We start from the raw sequence: 16,978 nt of genomic DNA, 5'->3' as shown, positions 1-16,978 counted from the left end.
CCCGCGCGAAGGACCGGCGCGACGGTTGGCGACGGCCGCCGTGACACTGGGGAAACGGAACGCGGTCCCCCTTCCGGCGCCGCCGCCGCGATGCCGTTCAGCCCGCAGCGGCCGGTTCCGCACCCGGCGCGGCAATCGGATAGAAGGGGTCGGGGAACTGTCCCTGCCCCGGCCCCGGCAGGCATAAGCGGAAGGCCGGGCGGGCGGTGATCAGATCGAACCAGGCGCGGGTTTCCGGCAGCCCGTCCAGGGTCACGAAATGCCGCGCCATCCAGACCGCCTGCCCCACCGCGATATCGGCCGCCGAAAACCCCGAGGTCAGCAGGTAGGCGCGGTTTTCCACCGGGGTCGACAGGCGGCCCTCGATGGCCTCCAGGCAACGGCGCAGCGCCGCCCGTTCGTGCTGCATCGTGGGCAACGAGCGCTCGGCCTCGGGCAGGCGCAGCCGCTGAAAGGCCAGCCCCGACACATGCTGCGAAATCGTCTCGGAGAACTGCAGCCAGATCAGCCAGTCGGGACGGTCGAAATCGCCCTCGAACCGGCCAAGCGCCTGTGCACGGAAGCGTTCGCACAGGATCTGCAGGATCGCCAGGCTTTCGAAATGATTCTCTCCGTCCATCTGCAGCGCCGGCACCCGCCCGGCGGGCGAGCGCACCAGATGTTCGGGGCCTTCCAGTGAGGCGTCGAAGGCATGGCCCACCAGTTCGAAGGGCACGCCCAGCTCGTTGAGCAGCCACAGCACCCGCATCGAGCGGCTGCCGGCGCAGTGATGCAGGACGATCCGGCTCATCCGTGGCCCCTCCCGGGGACGGGGGGCGGCGGGGCGAAGGCGGGGCGGCTGGGATCGGCGCTCATGCCGGGAAACATGGCGCAGGCGGGCGGGGACGGCAAGCGGGCTTCGGATCAGCCTTGCAGGGCGGCGCCCAGCAGCGCCTGCTGCCGGGCATCGAAGGCGGCCAGCACCACCTGGAAGCCCGGATGATCCGCCAGCCAGCCGCGCAGCGTGGCCACCGCGATGGCGGCCGCCCTGTCGGCCGGATAGCCGTAGATCCCGGTCGAGATCGCCGGAAAGGCCACCACCCGGTCCCCCGCCTGCGCCGCCAGATCCATCGCGTTGCGGTAGCAGGCGGCCAGCAGCGCGGCCTCGCCCTTGAGGCCACCGTGCCAGACCGGCCCGACGGTATGGATCACGTGGCGCGCGGGCAGGTCGTGGGCACCGGTGATCCGCGCCTCGCCGGGGGGACAGCCGCCCAGGGCCCGGCATTCCGCCAGCAGCCCCGGCCCCGCCGCCCGGTGGATCGCGCCATCCACCCCGCCACCACCCAGCAGAGACGTATTGGCGGCATTGACGATGGCATCGACGGCAAAGGTGGTGATGTCGCCCGCCCGGACGGTGATCGCGCTCATGCCGGAACGCCCGCGGCCAGGACCTCCTGCCGGATGATCCGCGCGATCAGGTCGCAGTCCGGCAGCGAGAACGTCAGCGGCAGGCGCATGTCGATCAGCCCCTTCAGAATGCGGTCGCTGTCGGGCAGGCTTTGGGCCGGCGCATAGCGCCAGCTGTCATGGCGCGAGGTAAAGCCGCGCGGCTCGGCCTCGCCGAACCATTTCAGCTCGACCCCGCGGGCAGCGCAGCGCGCCAGCAGGGCCCCGATCGCGGCCTCGGGCCAGTCGGGCAGCAGCATCTGGATCGACGAGCCGACGAAAGCCTCGGCCGCGGGGCGGTCGATCAGCGTCAGGCCGGGGGTGCCGCGCAGCGCGGCCTCGACCCGGCGGTAGCGGTCGTTCCAGGCGGCGCAGTGTTCGGGCAGACGCCGCAGTTGCGGCCGCAGGATCGCCGCACGCAGGTTGTCCATCCGCCCCGAGATATTGGGCGTGTCGTATTTCACCTGCGCGAAGGCCTCGGGCGGGGGGGCCGCGAGGTGCCGGTCAAACAGCATGTAGCTGCCCGACAGCATCACCGCGCGGGCGGCGACCTCGGGGTCGTCGGTGATCAGCAGGCCGCCCTCGCCGGAATTGACATGCTTGTAGGTCTGGGTCGAATAGCAGCCCGCCAGCCCGTGGCGGCCGCTGGGCACACCGTTCCAGGCGGCGCCCATGGTATGGGCGCAATCCTCGATCACCGTGACCCCGGCGCCGTCGCACAGCGCCATCAGGCGCTCCATGTCGCAGATATGGCCGCGCATGTGGCTGAGCAGCAGCACCCGCGCCTGCCCCAGCTTTGCCGCCAGATCGTCAAGGTCGATCACCAGCCCCTCGGTGACGCCGACATAGACCGGCGTGGCGCCGACGGCGGCAATCGCGCCGGGCACCGGCGCCAGAGTGAAGACATTGGTCAGCACCCGGTCCCCCGGCCGCACCCCCGCCGCCCTGAGCGCAGTCGAGATCGCATGTCCCCCCGAGGCCAGCGCCAGCGCAAAGCGCGCGCCCGTCAGCGCGGCGAACTCGGCCTCCAGCAGCGCGGTCTCGGCCTCTTCGCCGGGGGCGGTGTTGTAGCGGTGCAGGCGGCCGTGGCGCATCACCGCGACGGCGGCGGCGATGGCGTCCTCGGGGATCGGTTCCTGCTGGGTGAAACTGCCGGTGAAGACCTCGGCCATGGGCTGTCCTTCCTGCCTGACGCCCCCATGGGGGGCCGGGGCCATAACGGCGCCCCGGCGCGGGAAGGTCAAGCGCCCGGCAGGATCATGCCGGGATCATACGGCGATGCGTCGCGGCCCCAGCCCCGCCACGATGCAGGGCAGCATGTCGAAATGGTCCAGCAGCACCTCGGGTTCCAGCGCCGCCATGTCCTCGCCCGAGGGGCCGAAGGTCACCAGGATCGAGGGCACGCCGGCGGCGCGCGCGGTGTGGCGGTCGGTGTCGCTGTCGCCCACCAGGCAGCAAAAGGCCGGATCGCCCCCGGCGCGCCGGGCGGCCTCGACCAGGGGGGCGGGATCGGGCTTGCGCACCGGCAGCGTATCGGCGCCCACCAGCGCCCCGAAGGCGCCCAGGATCCCCAGTTCCTCCAGCAGCATCCGCGCCAGCCCCTCGGGCTTGTTGGTGCAGATGGCGACCGGGTGGCCTGCGTCCTTCAGCGCCTCGACGGCCTCCATCGCGCCCGGAAACAGCACGGTGCGGCTGGAGAGGTCGCGCTCATAGGCCTTCAGCAGCAGCGGGTACAGGCGGTCGATCTCGGCCGTATCGGCGGCCCGGCCCAGCCGGTCAAAGCCCAGCCGCAGCATCGCCCGGCCGCCACGCAGCGCGGTCCCGGCATCCGCGGCCGTCAGCACATCGCCCGCGCCGATGTCGCGGAAGCAGCAGTTCGCGGCCTCCAGCAGATCGCCGCTGGTATCGGCAAGCGTTCCATCCAGATCGAAGACGACCGTCCGCATGTCAGTTCCTTTCGGCGAAATTCCGCGGGACATGTTGCGCCCCGAAACCCAAGTTGATCCGACCCGCAGGCTGCCGCCCTTGCGCCGCGGTCACATCCGATTAAAACGACCGGGAAAAGGACACAATGCCCTTTCACGTCCCGCCCGCCCGGTCCAATAGGCCCCAGAAAACAAAAAGATGACGAGGTTGTCATGAGCACCGCGCTGATCGTTCTGGCCGCAGGCATGGGCACCAGGATGAATTCCGACCTTCCGAAGGTCCTGCACGAGATCGCCGGGGCGCCGATGCTGCACCACGCCATCGCCTCGGGGCTGTCGCTGGAGCCCGAAGAGGTGATCGTGGTCGCGGGCCATGGCGCCAAGGAGGTCTCTCAGGCGGCCAATGCCGCCTTCGAGGGGGCAAGGATCGTCATCCAGGCCGAACAGAAGGGCACCGGGCACGCGGTCTCCAAGGCTGCGACGGCATTGAAGAAATTCGACGGCGACGTGATCGTCCTTTACGGCGACACCCCCTTTATCCGCACCGAGACCCTGGCCGCGATGAAGGCCGCGCGCGACCGTCACGACGTGGTGGTGCTGGGCTTCGAGGCCGAGGTCCCCGGCCGCTACGGCCGGCTGGTGATGGACGGCGACCGGCTGGAGCGCATCGTCGAATTCAAGGACGCGACCGAGGCCGAACGCGCCATCACCCTGTGCAACTCGGGCGTGATCTGCGCCGACCGCGAGGTGCTGTTCGATCTGGTGGCGAAGATCGGCAACGAAAATGCCGCAGGCGAATACTATCTGACCGACATCGTTGCGCTGGCGGATCAGGCGGGCCTGTCCGCGGGCGCCGTCACCTGCCCCGAATCCGAGACGCTGGGCGTGAATTCGCGTCAGGAGCTGGCCCGCGCCGAGGCGCTGTTCCAGGCCCGGGCCCGCGACGAGGCGATGGAGAACGGCGTGACGCTGGTCGATCCCTCGACCGTGCATTTCGCCCATGACACGGTGATCGGCCGCGACACGGTGATCGAACCGAATGTCGTCTTCGGCCCCGAAGTCACCATCGAAAGCGGCTGCCGCATCCGCGCCTTCAGCCATCTTGAGGGCTGCCATGTCAGCCGCGGCGGCCTGATCGGCCCCTATGCCCGCCTGCGCCCCGGCGCCGAGCTGGCCGAGGATGTCCACATCGGCAACTTCGTCGAGGTGAAGGCCGCGCAGATCGACCAGCGTGCAAAGATCAACCACCTCACCTATATCGGCGATGCCCATGTGGGCGAGGAAACCAACATCGGCGCGGGCACGATCACCTGCAACTACGACGGCGTCTTCAAGCACCGGACCGAGATCGGCGCCCGCGCCTTCATCGGCTCGAACACGATGCTGGTGGCGCCGGTCACCGTGGGGGCGGGGGCGATGACGGGCTCGGGCTCGGTGATCACGCAGGACGTGGAACCGGGCGCCATGGCCATCGGCCGTGCGCGGCAGGTGACAAAGCCCGGCATGGCAACCAAGCTGATGGAATACCTGCGTTCGAAGAAGGCGCAGAAACCCGAGTAGAGAGTAGGACGAGGCATGTGCGGAATCATCGGCTATCTGGGCAGGCACGAAGCGGCGCCCTTTCTGGTCGAGGCGCTGAAGCGGCTCGAATATCGCGGCTATGATTCCGCCGGCATCGCCACGGTGAACGGCGGCGTGCTGGACCGCCGCCGTGCGGTCGGCAAGCTGGTGAACCTGTCGGACGTGCTGGTGCACACCCCGCTGGCGGGCAAGTCGGGCATCGGCCACACCCGCTGGGCCACCCATGGCGAGCCGAACGAGAAGAACGCCCACCCCCATCGCGCCGGTCGCGTGGCGGTGGTGCACAACGGCATCATCGAGAATTTCCGCGAACTGCGCGGCGAACTGGCCAAGCGCGGCGTCACCGCCGTGTCGGACACCGACACCGAAGTCGTCGCCATGCTGGCCGCAGCCTATCTGGACGACGGGCTGACCCCGGTCGAGGCGGTGCGCAAGTGCCTGCACCAGCTGGAGGGCGCCTTTGCGCTGCTGTTCCTGTTCGAGGGCGAGGACGACCTGATGATCGCCGCCCGCAAGGGGTCCCCGCTGGCGGTGGGTCTGGGCGAGGGCGAGAACTTTGTCGGTTCGGACGCGCTGGCGCTGGCACCGCTGACTGACCGCGTGGTCTATCTGGAAGAGGGCGACTGGGCCGTCGTCACCCGCGAAAGCGTGCAGATCTTCGACAAGGCCGACCGTCTGGTCAACCGCCCCGTCAAGGTGGTGACGCTGGACAATGCCCGCGTCGACAAGGCCGGCCACAAGCACTTCATGGCCAAGGAGATCGCCGAGCAGCCGCAGGTCATCGGCGATGCGATCAAGCATTACCTGGGCGAAAGCGGCGCCACCATCACCCTGCCCGGCGCGGGCCTGGATTTCACCCGGGTCGAACGTCTGGTCATGGTCGCCTGCGGCACCGCCTATTACGCCTGCCTGACCGCGAAATACTGGTTCGAGCAGATCGCCCGCATCCCGGTCGAGGTCGATGTGGCCTCGGAATTCCGCTACCGCGAGCCGCCCGTCACCCCGGGCACGGTGGCGCTGTTCGTCTCGCAGTCGGGGGAAACCGCCGACACGCTGGCGGCGCTGCGCTATTGCGCCGGCAAGGCCGACCGGATCGTCGCGGTGGTCAACGCGCCCGAAAGCAGCATCGCGCGGGAAAGCGACCTGGCGCTGCCGATCCTGGCGGGCACCGAGATCGGCGTCGCCTCGACCAAGGCGTTCTCATGCCAGCTGACGGTGCTGCTGCTGCTGACGCTGCAGGCGGCGCGGCAGAAGGGCACGATCGACGACGACCGCTACCAGTCGCTGGTCAGCGCGCTGCGGGCGCTGCCTGCGGTCTTCGGCGGCGCGCTGGATCGCAACGCGGTGGCCGAAACGCTGTCGCTGCAACTGGCGGAAGCGCAGGACATCCTGTTCCTGGGCCGCGGCGTGATGTACCCGCTGGCCCTGGAAGGCGCGCTGAAGATGAAGGAAATCAGCTATATCCACGCCGAGGCCTATGCCAGCGGCGAGCTGAAGCACGGCCCCATCGCGCTGATCGACAAGCACGTCCCCGTGGTCGTCATGGCGCCGCGCGACGGGCTGTTCGACAAGACGGTTTCCAACATGCAGGAGGTCATGGCCCGTGGCGGTCGCGTGCTGCTGATCTCGGACAGCAAGGGGATCGAGGAAGCCGGCGAAGGCATCTGGCGCTCGATCGAGATGCCGCGGGTGGATCCGGTGCTGTCCCCGATCCTTTACGCGCTGCCAGCGCAGCTGATGGCCTATCACACCGCCGTCGCCAAGGGCACCGACGTCGACCAGCCGCGCAACCTCGCCAAGTCGGTCACGGTAGAGTAAGGGCTGGGGGCGAACCACCGGAGAGCCCCCATGGACCTTGAAACCGCCCTCGGCGCCCTGACTGCCGCAGCCGAACCCGGCCGGGCCGAAAGCGCCGCCGCCTATCACAAGGCCGCGCGGCGCTACCTTGGCACGCCGAACCCGGCGATCAACGATCTGGCGATGGACTGGCGCCGCGCGCTGCCCCTGCAGGACCGGCTGGCGCTGGCGCAAGCCCTGTGGGACACCGACATCCACGAGGCCCGCATCGCCGCCGCCAAGCTGCTGACCCAGGCGCGCATCCGCCCCGACGATGCCGCCGTCTGGGCGATGATCTGTGCCTGGGTGCCGCAGTTCGACGCTTGGGCGATTGCCGATCACGCCTGCATCGCCGGGCAAAAGCGCGTCATGGCCGACCTGTCGCGGCTGGACGAGATCGAGGCCTGGACGACCTCGGACCATCTGTGGACGAAACGCGCCGCACTTGTGATCACATTGGGACTGACGAAATCGAACCACCCCACCGCAGCCGAGGCCGCCGCCCGCGACCGCGTGCTGGGCTGGGCCGCGGGCTATGTCGAGGACCGCGACTGGTTCATCCAGAAATCGGTCTCCTGGTGGGTCCGCGATCTGTCCAAGCATGATCCTGACCGCGCCCGCGCCTTCCTGGAGGCGCATGGCGCGCAGATGAAGGGCTTTGCCCGCAAGGATGCCGCGCGCTTCCTGTAAGCGATGCCAAGGTCCCTTGCCCCGCAGGCCCGGGGCCCTTATTTTCTGCCCATGACAGCGCCCCTCGTAGATCCTTTCCAGCGTGCCATCAGCTATCTGCGCGTATCGGTCACCGACCGCTGCGACTTTCGCTGTGTCTACTGCATGGCCGAGAACATGACCTTCCTGCCCAAGAAGGACCTGCTGACGCTGGAAGAACTGGACCGGATGTGTTCGGCCTTCATCCGCATGGGGGTGGAAAAGCTGCGCATCACCGGGGGTGAACCCCTGGTGCGCCGCAATATCCTGAGCTTTTTCAACGCCATGTCCCGGCACCTGGAGAGCGGCGCCCTGAAAGAGCTGACGCTGACCACCAATGGCAGCCAGCTGGAACGCTATGCCGCCGATCTGGCAGCGGCGGGGGTGCGGCGGATCAATGTCTCGATCGACACCCTGGACGAGGCGAAATTCGCCCGCGTCACCCGCTGGGGCCGCCTGCCGCAGGTGCTGCGGGGGCTCGATGCGGCGCAGGCGGCGGGGCTGAAGATCAAGATCAACGCCGTGGCGCTGAAGGGCTTCAACGAGGACGAGCTGATCACGCTGGCGGAATTCTGCGCCGCCCGCGACATGGACCTGACCTGGATCGAGGTCATGCCCATGGGCGATATCGGCAACGAGGACCGCGTGGGCCAATACTGGTCGCTGAACGACGTGCGGGCGCGGCTGGCGCAGCACTATACGCTGATCGACCTGCCCGAAAGCACCGGCGGCCCGGCGCGCTATGTCCGTCTGGCCGAGACCGGCCAGAAGATCGGCTTCATCACGCCGCTGTCGCATAATTTCTGCGAAAGCTGCAACCGGGTGCGGATGACCTGCACGGGCGAGCTTTACATGTGCCTCGGCCAGGAGGACATGGCGGATCTGCGCCCCGCCCTGCGCAATCACCCGCTGAACGATGCGCCGCTGGAACAGGCGATCCGCGCCGCCATCGGCCTGAAACCCAAGGGCCATGATTTCGACTATTCCCGCCAGCGCGCCGATGGCCAGGTCTCGCGCCACATGAGCCATACCGGCGGATGACGACCCCTGTGGGCGCGACGCCCTTCTACCTGTTCTACTGCCTGGTCTCGAATGCGCTGGCGCCCGTGCTGCGCCGCCGGATCACCGCCAAGATCACCGCCGAGGGCCTGCCCGCGGAACGCGCCCGCGAACGCTGGGGCCATGCCTCGCTGTCGCGCCCCGAAGGCCCGCTGCTGTGGGTCCATGCCGCCAGCGTCGGCGAAAGCGTCTCGGTGCTGGCGCTGGTCGGGCGGATGCTGGATCTGTCGCCGGGCCTTTCCGTGCTGGTGACATCCGGCACCGCGACCTCGGCCCGGGTGCTGGCGCAGCGCCTGCCGTCCCGCGCCCGCCACCAGTTCGCCCCCCTCGATGCCGCGGGTCCGCTGAAACGCTTTCTGGCGCATTGGTCCCCCCAGGCCGCGATCTTCGTCGAAAGCGAGATCTGGCCGCAGATGCTGGTGCGCAGCGCCGCCCAGGGCATCCCGCTGGCGCTGGTGAACGCACGCATGTCGAAGGGCACGCTGCGCAACTGGGGCCGCTTCGGCGATACCTTCCGCTTTCTGCTGGGCCGCTTCACCCGGATCCGCACCCAGGACCACGCGACCTATGCGGGGCTGCTGGATCTGGGCGCTGATCCCGCGCGCCTCGCCGAAGGGCCGAACCTGAAGGCGCTGATCACCCCGCCCCCCGTCGACGATGCAACGCTGGCGCAGATGCGCGCCGCCTTCCCCGGCCCCTTCTGGTCCGCCGTCTCGACCCACGAGGGCGAGGAAGAGGCGATCCTTGACGCCCATCTTCTGGCGCGCGACCGCATCCCCGGTCTGCGGCTGATCCTGGTGCCCCGCCACCCGGCCCGCGCCGCCCAGATCCGCCCCCTGATCGAGGCCCGCGGCCTGTCGCTGGCGCAACGCGCCGCAGGCGAGGACCCGGGTCAGGCCGAGGTCTACCTGGCCGACACGATGGGCGAGACGGGGCTGTGGTATGCGCTGTCGCCGCTGACCTTCCTTGCCGGCAGCTTCGGCCCCGCCGGTGGCCATACCCCGTGGGAACCCGCCCTCTTCGGCACCCCGATCCTGCACGGCCCCCATTTCGCCAATTTCGCCGAAACCTACGCCCGGTTCGACACCGAAGGCGCCGCACGGCAGGTCGCCGATGCCCCGGCCCTGGCCCGCGCCCTGGTCGATCTGCTGCTGGACGACGCGGCTCGCGCCACGATGGGCCAGGCCGCACGCAGCCTGGCCCAGGCCAACCAGAGCGCCCTTGATGACCTCGCGCACGCGCTTCTGCACGATTTGGCCCTGCCTCTTCCCGCCCCCGCCGCCCCGGTGTAAGCCGGTCCCGCAGACCAGGAGGCCCCGATGACCGATCCGAAGACGCTCGACGTGATCGCGCCGAACTTCAAGAAACGCATGTCCGGGGTGACCTCGACCGTCTACCGGCTGGTGCCGATCCAGGCCCGCGACATCGCGATCGCCGCCTGCGGCCCGACGGTGCCCGCGGATGTGCCGCAGATCCCGGTCTCGGCGCTGGCCGGCCTGTCGCGCCGCCGCCGCGTCTGGCACGCCCGCCGCAACAACGAGATGCTGGCGGGCATCGCGCTCAAACGCCTGCTCGGCAAGGATCTGAAGCTGCTGTTCACCTCGGCCGCGCAGCGCGACCACAAGGGCCTGACCAAGTGGATGATCCGCCAGATGGATGCGGTGGTGGCGACCTCGGCGCGCTCCGCGGGCTTCCTGCAGGTGCCCTCTCAGGTCATCCACCACGGCATCGACGCCGACCTCTTCCGCCCCGCCGAAGACAAGGCCCCCCTGCGCGCCGAACTGAACCTGCCGCAGGACCAGATCCTGGTCGGCTGCTTCGGCCGCATCCGGCCCCAGAAAGGCAATGACCTCTTCACCGACCTGATGCTGCGGCTGATGCGGACCCGGCCCGATGTCACCGCCGTGATGATGGGCGGCGTCGCCGACAAGCACCGCGCCTTCCACGAGGCACAGAAGGCCAAGGTCACCGCCGCCGGCCTCTCGGACCGCTTCCTCTTCCTCCCCGAGGATCCGCACTGGGACATCTCGCGCTGGTTCCGCGCCCTCGACCTCTACATCGCCCCGCAACGTTGGGAGGGCTTCGGCCTGACCCCGATGGAGGCCATGGCCTGCGGCGTGCCCGTCATCGCCACCCGCGCCGGCGCCTTCGAAGATTTCATCCCCGACGGCATCGCCGGCCACATCACCGACATCGAGGACCTCGACGCGATGGAAACCGCCACCGCCTCGCTGCTGGATGACCCGGAAAAACGCGCCCGCTTCGCCGCCGCCGCCCGCGCCCATGTGCAAGCCCACTGCCGCATCGAACAGGAAGCCGCCGCCCTCAACCGGATCTACCGCGACCTGCTGGCGCGGCCCTAGGTTTCATCTTTCCGCAAATATGCACGGCAACAGGGCAGCCCGCGCAACAAGGAAAGGGGGGCGCCCCCCTTTCATCTTTCCCCAAATACGGCCGCCGGAGGCGCCCTCCACCAGGCGCCCCCTTCCCCGTTTCAGGCCTCACCCCGCCAGACAGCCCCCTAAGGCTACACCCCGTCAGTCCACACCCCCTCAGGCCACGGGCATCCGCGTCTCGACCAGCTCGGCCCAGTAGGAACAGCCCGCCGGGATCGCCTCGTCGTTGAAATTGTAGGCGGGGTTGTGGACCTCGGCGCTGTCGCCGTTGCCGACCAGGATATAGGCGCCGGGGCGCTCTTCCAGCATGTAGGCGAAATCCTCGCCCCCCATGGTCATCGGCGCCTCGGCGCAGCCGCCCGCGACCTTGCGCGCCACCTCGGCGGCAAACGCCGTCTCGGCCTCGGAATTGACCATCGTCGGATAGCCCGGCAGCCAGCGCACGGCCCCCTCGCAGCCCATGGCGGCGGGCACGGTTTCCCCGATTGCCTTCAGCCGCGCCTCGGCCATGGCGCGGCTTTCGGCGCTCATGGTGCGCACCGTGCCGCGCAGCGTCACTGCCGCCGGGATCACGTTGAACGCCTTCGAGGAACTTTCCACCGAAGTCACCGACACCACCACCTGCGCCACCGGATCGGCATTGCGGCTGGCGATGCTTTGCAGCGCGACGACCAGCTGGCCCGCCGCCACCACCGGATCGGCGGTCAGATGCGGCTTGGCGGCATGGCCGCCATGGCCTTTCACGACGATCTCGAACTGGTCGGTCGAGGCAAAGAAGGCGCCCGGGCGGATCGCGAACTGCCCCAGCGGCACCCCCGGCCAGTTGTGCATCCCGTAAACCTCCTGGATGCCGAAGCGCGCCATCAGCCCGTCCTCGCACATTTCGCGGCCACCGCCGCCGCCCTCTTCGGCGGGCTGGAAGATCACCACCGCCGTGCCGTCGAAATTGCGCGTCTCGGAGAGGTATTTCGCCGCCCCCAGCAGCATCGCCGTATGGCCGTCATGGCCGCAGGCATGCATCGCGCCGGGCGTCTTCGAGGCATAGTCCAGCCCGGTTTCCTCGAGGATCGGCAGCGCGTCCATGTCGGCGCGCAGCCCGATCACCCGCCCCGAGCCACTTTCGCGGCCGCGGATCACCGCCACCACGCCGGTGCGGCCCAGCCCCGCGACGACCTCGTCACAGCCGAAGGCGCGCAGCTTTTCGGCCACGAACCCGGCGGTGCGGTGGACCTCGAACAGGATCTCGGGATGGGCGTGCAGGTCCTGGCGCCAGCCGGCGATCTCGGGTTGCAGTTCGGCAAGGCGGTTCTTGATGGGCATGGTCTTTCCCCGGAAATGGACGGGGGCCCAGGCCCCCGCCGGAACAATCGCCCGAGGCTAGCGAGGGCCGCGGGGGATTGTCAAACCGCCCCTAGTGCATCCGCGCCCGGATTCGGCGCACCATGGCCCAGACGCCTGCCACGACGACAGGCGTCAGCCCCGCCAGCAGCAGCCCCTTCGACACATCCAGCGCCTCGGCCAGCGGATAGGTCAGATAGCCCGCCAGCGACACCGCGTAATAGCTGATCGCCACCACCGAGAGCCCCTCGACGGTTTCCTGCAACCGCAGCTGCAGATCCGCCCGCCGGTCCATCGAGGCCAGCACCGCCTGGCTTTGCGCGCTGCGTTCCACGTCGACGCGGGTGCGCAGCAGTTCGGCCGCACGCACAGCGCGTTCCGACATCGCCGCCAGACGCGCCTCGGCGGCGACCACGGTGCGCATCGCGGGCTCGTAGCGGCGCATCATGAATTCGCCAAAGGTCTGCCGGCCGCGAAAGCGCTGTTCGCGCAGCATCCCCACCCGTTCATGGACGATCGCCGCATAGGCCTTGGTGGCCGCCAGCCGGTAGGCGCTGCGGGCGGCGTGGTCCTCCAGCTCGGCCGAGACCGACAGCAGATCGGCCAGCGTCACCTCGGGGCGGGTCGCCTCTTCGCGCATGGCGGCGATCAGCGCGGTCAGCCGCAGGTCGATGCGCGACAGCTCCGGCCCCATGGCACGCACGCAGGCCAGCCCCAGCATCGACAGCGCCTTGTAGGTCTCGACCTCGCAGAGGCGCTGCACCAGCCGGCCGATGCGCTGCGCGCCGATGCCGGGATCGGTGAAGACGGCAAAGCGCATGTGCCCGGCCGCGTCGATGCGGAAATCCCCCGCCACCACGCCGCCACCTTCCAGCACATGCGCCGTGGCCAGGCTTTCGCCGACGAACCAGGCATCCAGCAGGCGGTGCACCTCGTCCTCGGGCGGCAGCGGCGCCACCCGCAGCAGCGCCGAGGTGACACGCTGGCCCGGCACGGCCGCCAGCCAGTCGGGCGGAAAGACCTCGAATTCCGCCGGATCGAAGGCCCGCGCGGGCAGCCCGGGGGTGAACATGGTGTAGGTGACGAACTCGGTATGGCTTTCCCATTTCAGCACGTGGCGCCCCAGCTGGCCGGACCAGTGGGTGGCCTCGGGGCCGGGGTGGCTGGCGCCGTGGCGGTCCAGCAGATCCAGCAGGTGCGCGCGTTCCGCATCGCGGTCGCGGGGGGTGTCCTGGGGCGGCATGACCGCCAGGAAGGCCACGCTGCAGGGCGCCGAAAGGGTCGGGAAAGGACGCGCGTGCAGCTCGTTGGCAAGCATGTAGCGCAGGGGATGGTCCGGCAGGGTCATGGCCTTCGTCTTTCAGGGAGATCCCCGAGAGATAGCCAGCGGCAGCCTCCGATGAAAGTACATTTGTCCTTTCAAATCAATTATTTGGCGGAATACTTCGGCATACTTTCCGCCCTGCCCACCGCCTGGGCAGGAAAAAGGGGGCCCCGGTCACCCGGAGCCCCCTGAAGCGTCAGCCGACTGACCTCAGCCGACCTTGGAAACCAGATCCCCGATCGAGGATTTCGCATCACCATAGTACATCATGGTATTTTCCTTGTAGAACAGCGGGTTCTCGATGCCGGAATAGCCCGTACCCTGGCCGCGCTTGGACACGAAGACGGTCTTGGCCTTCCAGACCTCCAGCACCGGCATACCGGCGATCGGGCTGTTTGGGTCTTCCTGTGCGGCGGGGTTCACGATGTCGTTCGAGCCGATGACGATCACGACGTCCGTATCGGGGAAGTCGTGGTTGATCTCGTCCATCTCCATCACGATGTCATAGGGCACCTTGGCCTCGGCCAGCAGCACGTTCATGTGCCCGGGCAGACGGCCGGCAACGGGGTGGATGGCAAAGCGCACGTTCTTGCCCTTGGCCCGCAGCTTGCGCGTCAGTTCGGCAACGTGCTGCTGCGCCTGCGCGACCGCCATGCCGTAGCCCGGCACGATGATGACGCTGTCGGCATCATCCAGCGCCTGCGCCACGCCGTCGACATCGATGGGCTTCTGTTCGCCCTCGACCTCCATCGCGGGACCGGTGGTGGTGCCGAAGCCCCCCAGGATCACCGAGACGAAGCTGCGGTTCATCGCCTTGCACATGATGTAGGACAAGATCGCCCCGGACGAGCCCACCAGCGCCCCCACCACGATCAGCAGGTCATTGCCCAGGCTGAAGCCGATGGCCGCCGCCGCCCAGCCCGAGTAGCTGTTCAGCATCGACACCACGACGGGCATGTCCGCGCCGCCGATGCCCATGATCAGGTGGTAGCCGATGAACAGCGCCGCCAGCGTCATCAGGAACAGCGGCAAGAAGCCGCCCGAGGTAAAGTACCACACCAGGCACAGCACCGCGATCAGCGCCGCGGTGGCGTTCAGCAGGTGGCCGCCCGGCAGCTTGGTGGCCTTCGAGCCCACCTTGCCCGCCAGCTTGCCATAGGCAATGACCGACCCGGTGAAGGTGACGGCCCCGATGAAGATGCCAAGGAACAGCTCGACCCGCAGGATGTTCTGCTCGACCGGGGTCTTGTGCGCCAGGATCGCGCCAAAGCCCTTCAGCGCGGCGCGCTGGCCCTCGTCCATGGCCAGCACGTGGCCCAGTTCGAAATGCGCGTTGTAGCCGACGAAGACCGCCGCCAGACCGACCAGCGAATGCATCGCGGCAACCAGCTGCGGCATCTCGGTCATTTCGACCTTCTTGGCGACGTACCAGCCGATCAGGCCACCGGCCGCGATCAGGATGACCGACAGCAGCCACAGGCCCTGACCGGGGCCGATCAGCGTGGCGACAATCGCCAGCGCCATGCCGGAAATGCCGTACCACACGGCGCGCTTGGCGCTTTCCTGCCCCGAAAGGCCGCCCAGCGACAGGATGATGAGGACAGCGGAGACGACATAGGCCGCCGTCGTGAAACCGAATTCCATGTGTCCCTGCTCCTTACGACTTCTGGAACATCGCGAGCATGCGACGCGTGACGAGGAAACCGCCGAAGATGTTGATCCCGGCCATGAAGACCGACAGCGCCCCCAGCACGATCACGATCCAGCTGCCCGAACCGATCTGCATCAGCGCGCCCAGGATGATGATCGAGGAGATCGCGTTGGTCACGGCCATCAGCGGCGTGTGCAGCGAATGCGACACGTTCCAGATCACCTGGAAGCCGATGAAGACCGACAGCACGAAGACGATGAAGTGCTGCATGAAGCTGGCGGGCGCCACCAGGCCCACGGCCAGCAGCAGCACCGCGCCCAGCACGATCAGGCCGGCCTGGGTGCGGGTCTGCTTCTTGAAGGCGGCAACTTCCTGCGCGCGCTTTTCCTCGGGCGTGATCTCGGGCGCCTTGGCTTTCGGCTTTTGCGCGGCGATGGCGGCCACCTTCAGCGGCGGCGGCGGGAAGGTGATCGCGCCTTCGCGCGTCACCGTGGCAGACCGGATCACGTCATCTTCCATGTTGTGGTTGATGACCCCGTCCTTGCCCGGCGTCAGGTCGCTCAGCAGGTGGCGGATGTTGGTGGAATAGAGGCTGGAGGCCTGCGCCGCCATCCGGCTGGGGAAATCGGTATAGCCGATGATGATGACGCCGTTGTCGGTGACGACACGTTCGTCCATCACCGTGCCCTCGGCATTGCCGCCGCGTTCCGCCGCCAGGTCGATGATGACCGAGCCGGGCTTCATGCTGGCGATCATGTCCTCAAGCCACAGCTTGGGCGCCGGGCGGTTGGGGATCAGCGCGGTGGTGATCACGATGTCCATGTCGGGCGCAAGCTCTCGGAACTTGGCCAGCTGGGCCTCGCGGAACTCGGGCGAGGAGACCGAGGCATAGCCACCGGTCGCGGCACCGTCCTGCTGGGCTTCCTCGAAGTCCAGATAGACGAATTCGGCGCCCATGGATTCGACCTGCTCGGCCACTTCGGGGCGCACGTCGAAGGCATAGGTGATCGCCCCCAGGGACGTCGCGGTGCCGATCGCGGCCAGGCCCGCAACGCCCGCCCCCAGGATCAGCACCTTGGCGGGCGGCACCTTGCCGGCGGCGGTGATCTGCCCGGTGAAGAAGCGGCCATAGTTGTTGCCCGCCTCGATCACCGCGCGATAGCCCGCGATATTGGCCATGGACGACAGCGCATCCATCTTCTGCGCGCGGCTGATGCGCGGGATCATCTCCATGGCCAGGACGGTCGCGCCCTGATCCTTGCACAGATCCAGCAGCTCGGCATTGCCGGCCGGGTTGAAGAAGCTGATCAGCGTCTGGTCCGCACGCAGCAGCTGGGCTTCCTCCTCGGTCGGTGCACGCACCTTGGCAATCACGTCGGCGGCAGCAAAGAGCGCCTCGCGGCTGTCCGCGACCTCGACGCCGGCGACCTTGTAGGCGGTATCCGAGAATCCGGCCTTTTCGCCTGCCCCCGTCTCGATGATGCACTCATGACCCAGCTTCTGCAGTTGCAGAGCCGAATCCGGGGTCATCGCGACGCGCGCCTCTCCCTCGAACACTTCCCTTGGCGTTCCGATTTTCACCTGTGTCGTCCCCCTTCTGAACAACGCTGAATGAATGGCTCCGGGGTTCCCCGGAACGAGCACAAAAACGTGCGCAAGAATATTGCGCAACCCCCTGTCGAGATTTTCGCCTACGACTGTCGTCTGGCTTGCCGCAGCGACACACCGCCGGGCT

At 68.3% G+C, this 16,978-nt stretch carries 14 protein-coding genes; 6 read left to right on the top strand and 8 right to left on the bottom strand.

The window, feature by feature from the left end:
- Nucleotides 1-97 precede the first annotated feature (97 nt).
- The 4 genes from AC2ITM_RS05640 to AC2ITM_RS05625 form a co-directional block, all read right to left on the bottom strand.
- Nucleotides 98-790, bottom strand: a complete 693-nt coding sequence (locus AC2ITM_RS05640) for a glutathione S-transferase family protein (RefSeq protein ID WP_486468847.1) — start codon at nucleotides 788-790, stop codon at nucleotides 98-100.
- Between the two features lie 113 nt (nucleotides 791-903).
- Nucleotides 904-1,407: an O-acetyl-ADP-ribose deacetylase gene (locus AC2ITM_RS05635; protein WP_486468846.1), complete on the bottom strand. Its 504-nt coding sequence runs from the start codon at nucleotides 1,405-1,407 to the stop codon at nucleotides 904-906.
- The gene (locus AC2ITM_RS05630; RefSeq protein ID WP_486468845.1) at nucleotides 1,404-2,597 is read right to left on the bottom strand and encodes a DegT/DnrJ/EryC1/StrS family aminotransferase; all 1,194 of its coding nucleotides are present in this window, start codon (nucleotides 2,595-2,597) and stop codon (nucleotides 1,404-1,406) included. Before AC2ITM_RS05630 ends, AC2ITM_RS05635 begins: the two co-directional genes overlap by 4 nt.
- Nucleotides 2,598-2,693: 96 nt before the next feature.
- Nucleotides 2,694-3,371 (bottom strand): HAD-IA family hydrolase, encoded by a 678-nt coding sequence (locus tag AC2ITM_RS05625; RefSeq protein WP_486468844.1) that lies wholly within the window; start codon nucleotides 3,369-3,371, stop codon nucleotides 2,694-2,696.
- A 192-nt stretch (nucleotides 3,372-3,563) separates the two neighbouring features.
- Between AC2ITM_RS05625 and glmU the strand changes: the two genes are divergently transcribed.
- From glmU to AC2ITM_RS05595, 6 genes are read left to right on the top strand one after another with little or no spacing between them, the layout of a single operon-like run.
- On the top strand, nucleotides 3,564-4,910 hold the full coding sequence (gene glmU, locus AC2ITM_RS05620) for a bifunctional UDP-N-acetylglucosamine diphosphorylase/glucosamine-1-phosphate N-acetyltransferase GlmU (protein WP_486468843.1): 1,347 nt from the start codon (nucleotides 3,564-3,566) through the stop codon (nucleotides 4,908-4,910).
- A 15-nt stretch (nucleotides 4,911-4,925) separates the two neighbouring features.
- Nucleotides 4,926-6,749 carry a glutamine--fructose-6-phosphate transaminase (isomerizing) gene (gene glmS, locus AC2ITM_RS05615; RefSeq protein ID WP_486468842.1) on the top strand — a complete coding sequence of 608 codons (1,824 nt, stop codon included), beginning with the start codon at nucleotides 4,926-4,928 and terminating at the stop codon, nucleotides 6,747-6,749.
- A 30-nt stretch (nucleotides 6,750-6,779) separates the two neighbouring features.
- Nucleotides 6,780-7,457 carry a DNA alkylation repair protein gene (locus AC2ITM_RS05610; RefSeq protein ID WP_486468841.1) on the top strand — a complete coding sequence of 226 codons (678 nt, stop codon included), beginning with the start codon at nucleotides 6,780-6,782 and terminating at the stop codon, nucleotides 7,455-7,457.
- 51 nt (nucleotides 7,458-7,508) lie between these two features.
- Nucleotides 7,509-8,516: a GTP 3',8-cyclase MoaA gene (gene moaA, locus AC2ITM_RS05605; RefSeq protein ID WP_486468840.1), complete on the top strand. Its 1,008-nt coding sequence runs from the start codon at nucleotides 7,509-7,511 to the stop codon at nucleotides 8,514-8,516.
- Nucleotides 8,513-9,826, top strand: a complete 1,314-nt coding sequence (locus tag AC2ITM_RS05600; RefSeq protein WP_486468839.1) for a 3-deoxy-D-manno-octulosonic acid transferase — start codon at nucleotides 8,513-8,515, stop codon at nucleotides 9,824-9,826. The genes moaA and AC2ITM_RS05600 overlap by 4 nt, the downstream gene beginning before the upstream one ends.
- Nucleotides 9,827-9,853: 27 nt before the next feature.
- Nucleotides 9,854-10,897, top strand: a complete 1,044-nt coding sequence (locus AC2ITM_RS05595) for a glycosyltransferase family 4 protein (RefSeq protein ID WP_486468838.1) — start codon at nucleotides 9,854-9,856, stop codon at nucleotides 10,895-10,897.
- Nucleotides 10,898-11,086: 189 nt separating this feature from the next.
- Here AC2ITM_RS05595 and AC2ITM_RS05590 read toward each other — a convergent pair whose 3' ends face one another.
- The 4 genes from AC2ITM_RS05590 to AC2ITM_RS05575 form a co-directional block, all read right to left on the bottom strand.
- A complete protein-coding gene (locus AC2ITM_RS05590; protein WP_486468837.1) occupies nucleotides 11,087-12,250 on the bottom strand; it encodes a M20 aminoacylase family protein in 1,164 nt (387 codons plus the stop codon).
- 91 nt (nucleotides 12,251-12,341) lie between these two features.
- The gene (locus AC2ITM_RS05585; RefSeq protein ID WP_486468836.1) at nucleotides 12,342-13,616 is read right to left on the bottom strand and encodes a DUF3422 family protein; all 1,275 of its coding nucleotides are present in this window, start codon (nucleotides 13,614-13,616) and stop codon (nucleotides 12,342-12,344) included.
- 186 nt (nucleotides 13,617-13,802) lie between these two features.
- The gene (locus AC2ITM_RS05580; protein ID WP_486468835.1) at nucleotides 13,803-15,236 is read right to left on the bottom strand and encodes an NAD(P)(+) transhydrogenase (Re/Si-specific) subunit beta; all 1,434 of its coding nucleotides are present in this window, start codon (nucleotides 15,234-15,236) and stop codon (nucleotides 13,803-13,805) included.
- Nucleotides 15,237-15,249: 13 nt separating this feature from the next.
- Nucleotides 15,250-16,824 carry a Re/Si-specific NAD(P)(+) transhydrogenase subunit alpha gene (locus AC2ITM_RS05575; RefSeq protein ID WP_486468834.1) on the bottom strand — a complete coding sequence of 525 codons (1,575 nt, stop codon included), beginning with the start codon at nucleotides 16,822-16,824 and terminating at the stop codon, nucleotides 15,250-15,252.
- Nucleotides 16,825-16,978: the final 154 nt, after the last annotated feature.

The organism is Pseudooceanicola sp. NS-SX9 (genome assembly GCF_057380705.1).
This window is presented reverse-complemented; position numbering and strand designations above follow the sequence as displayed.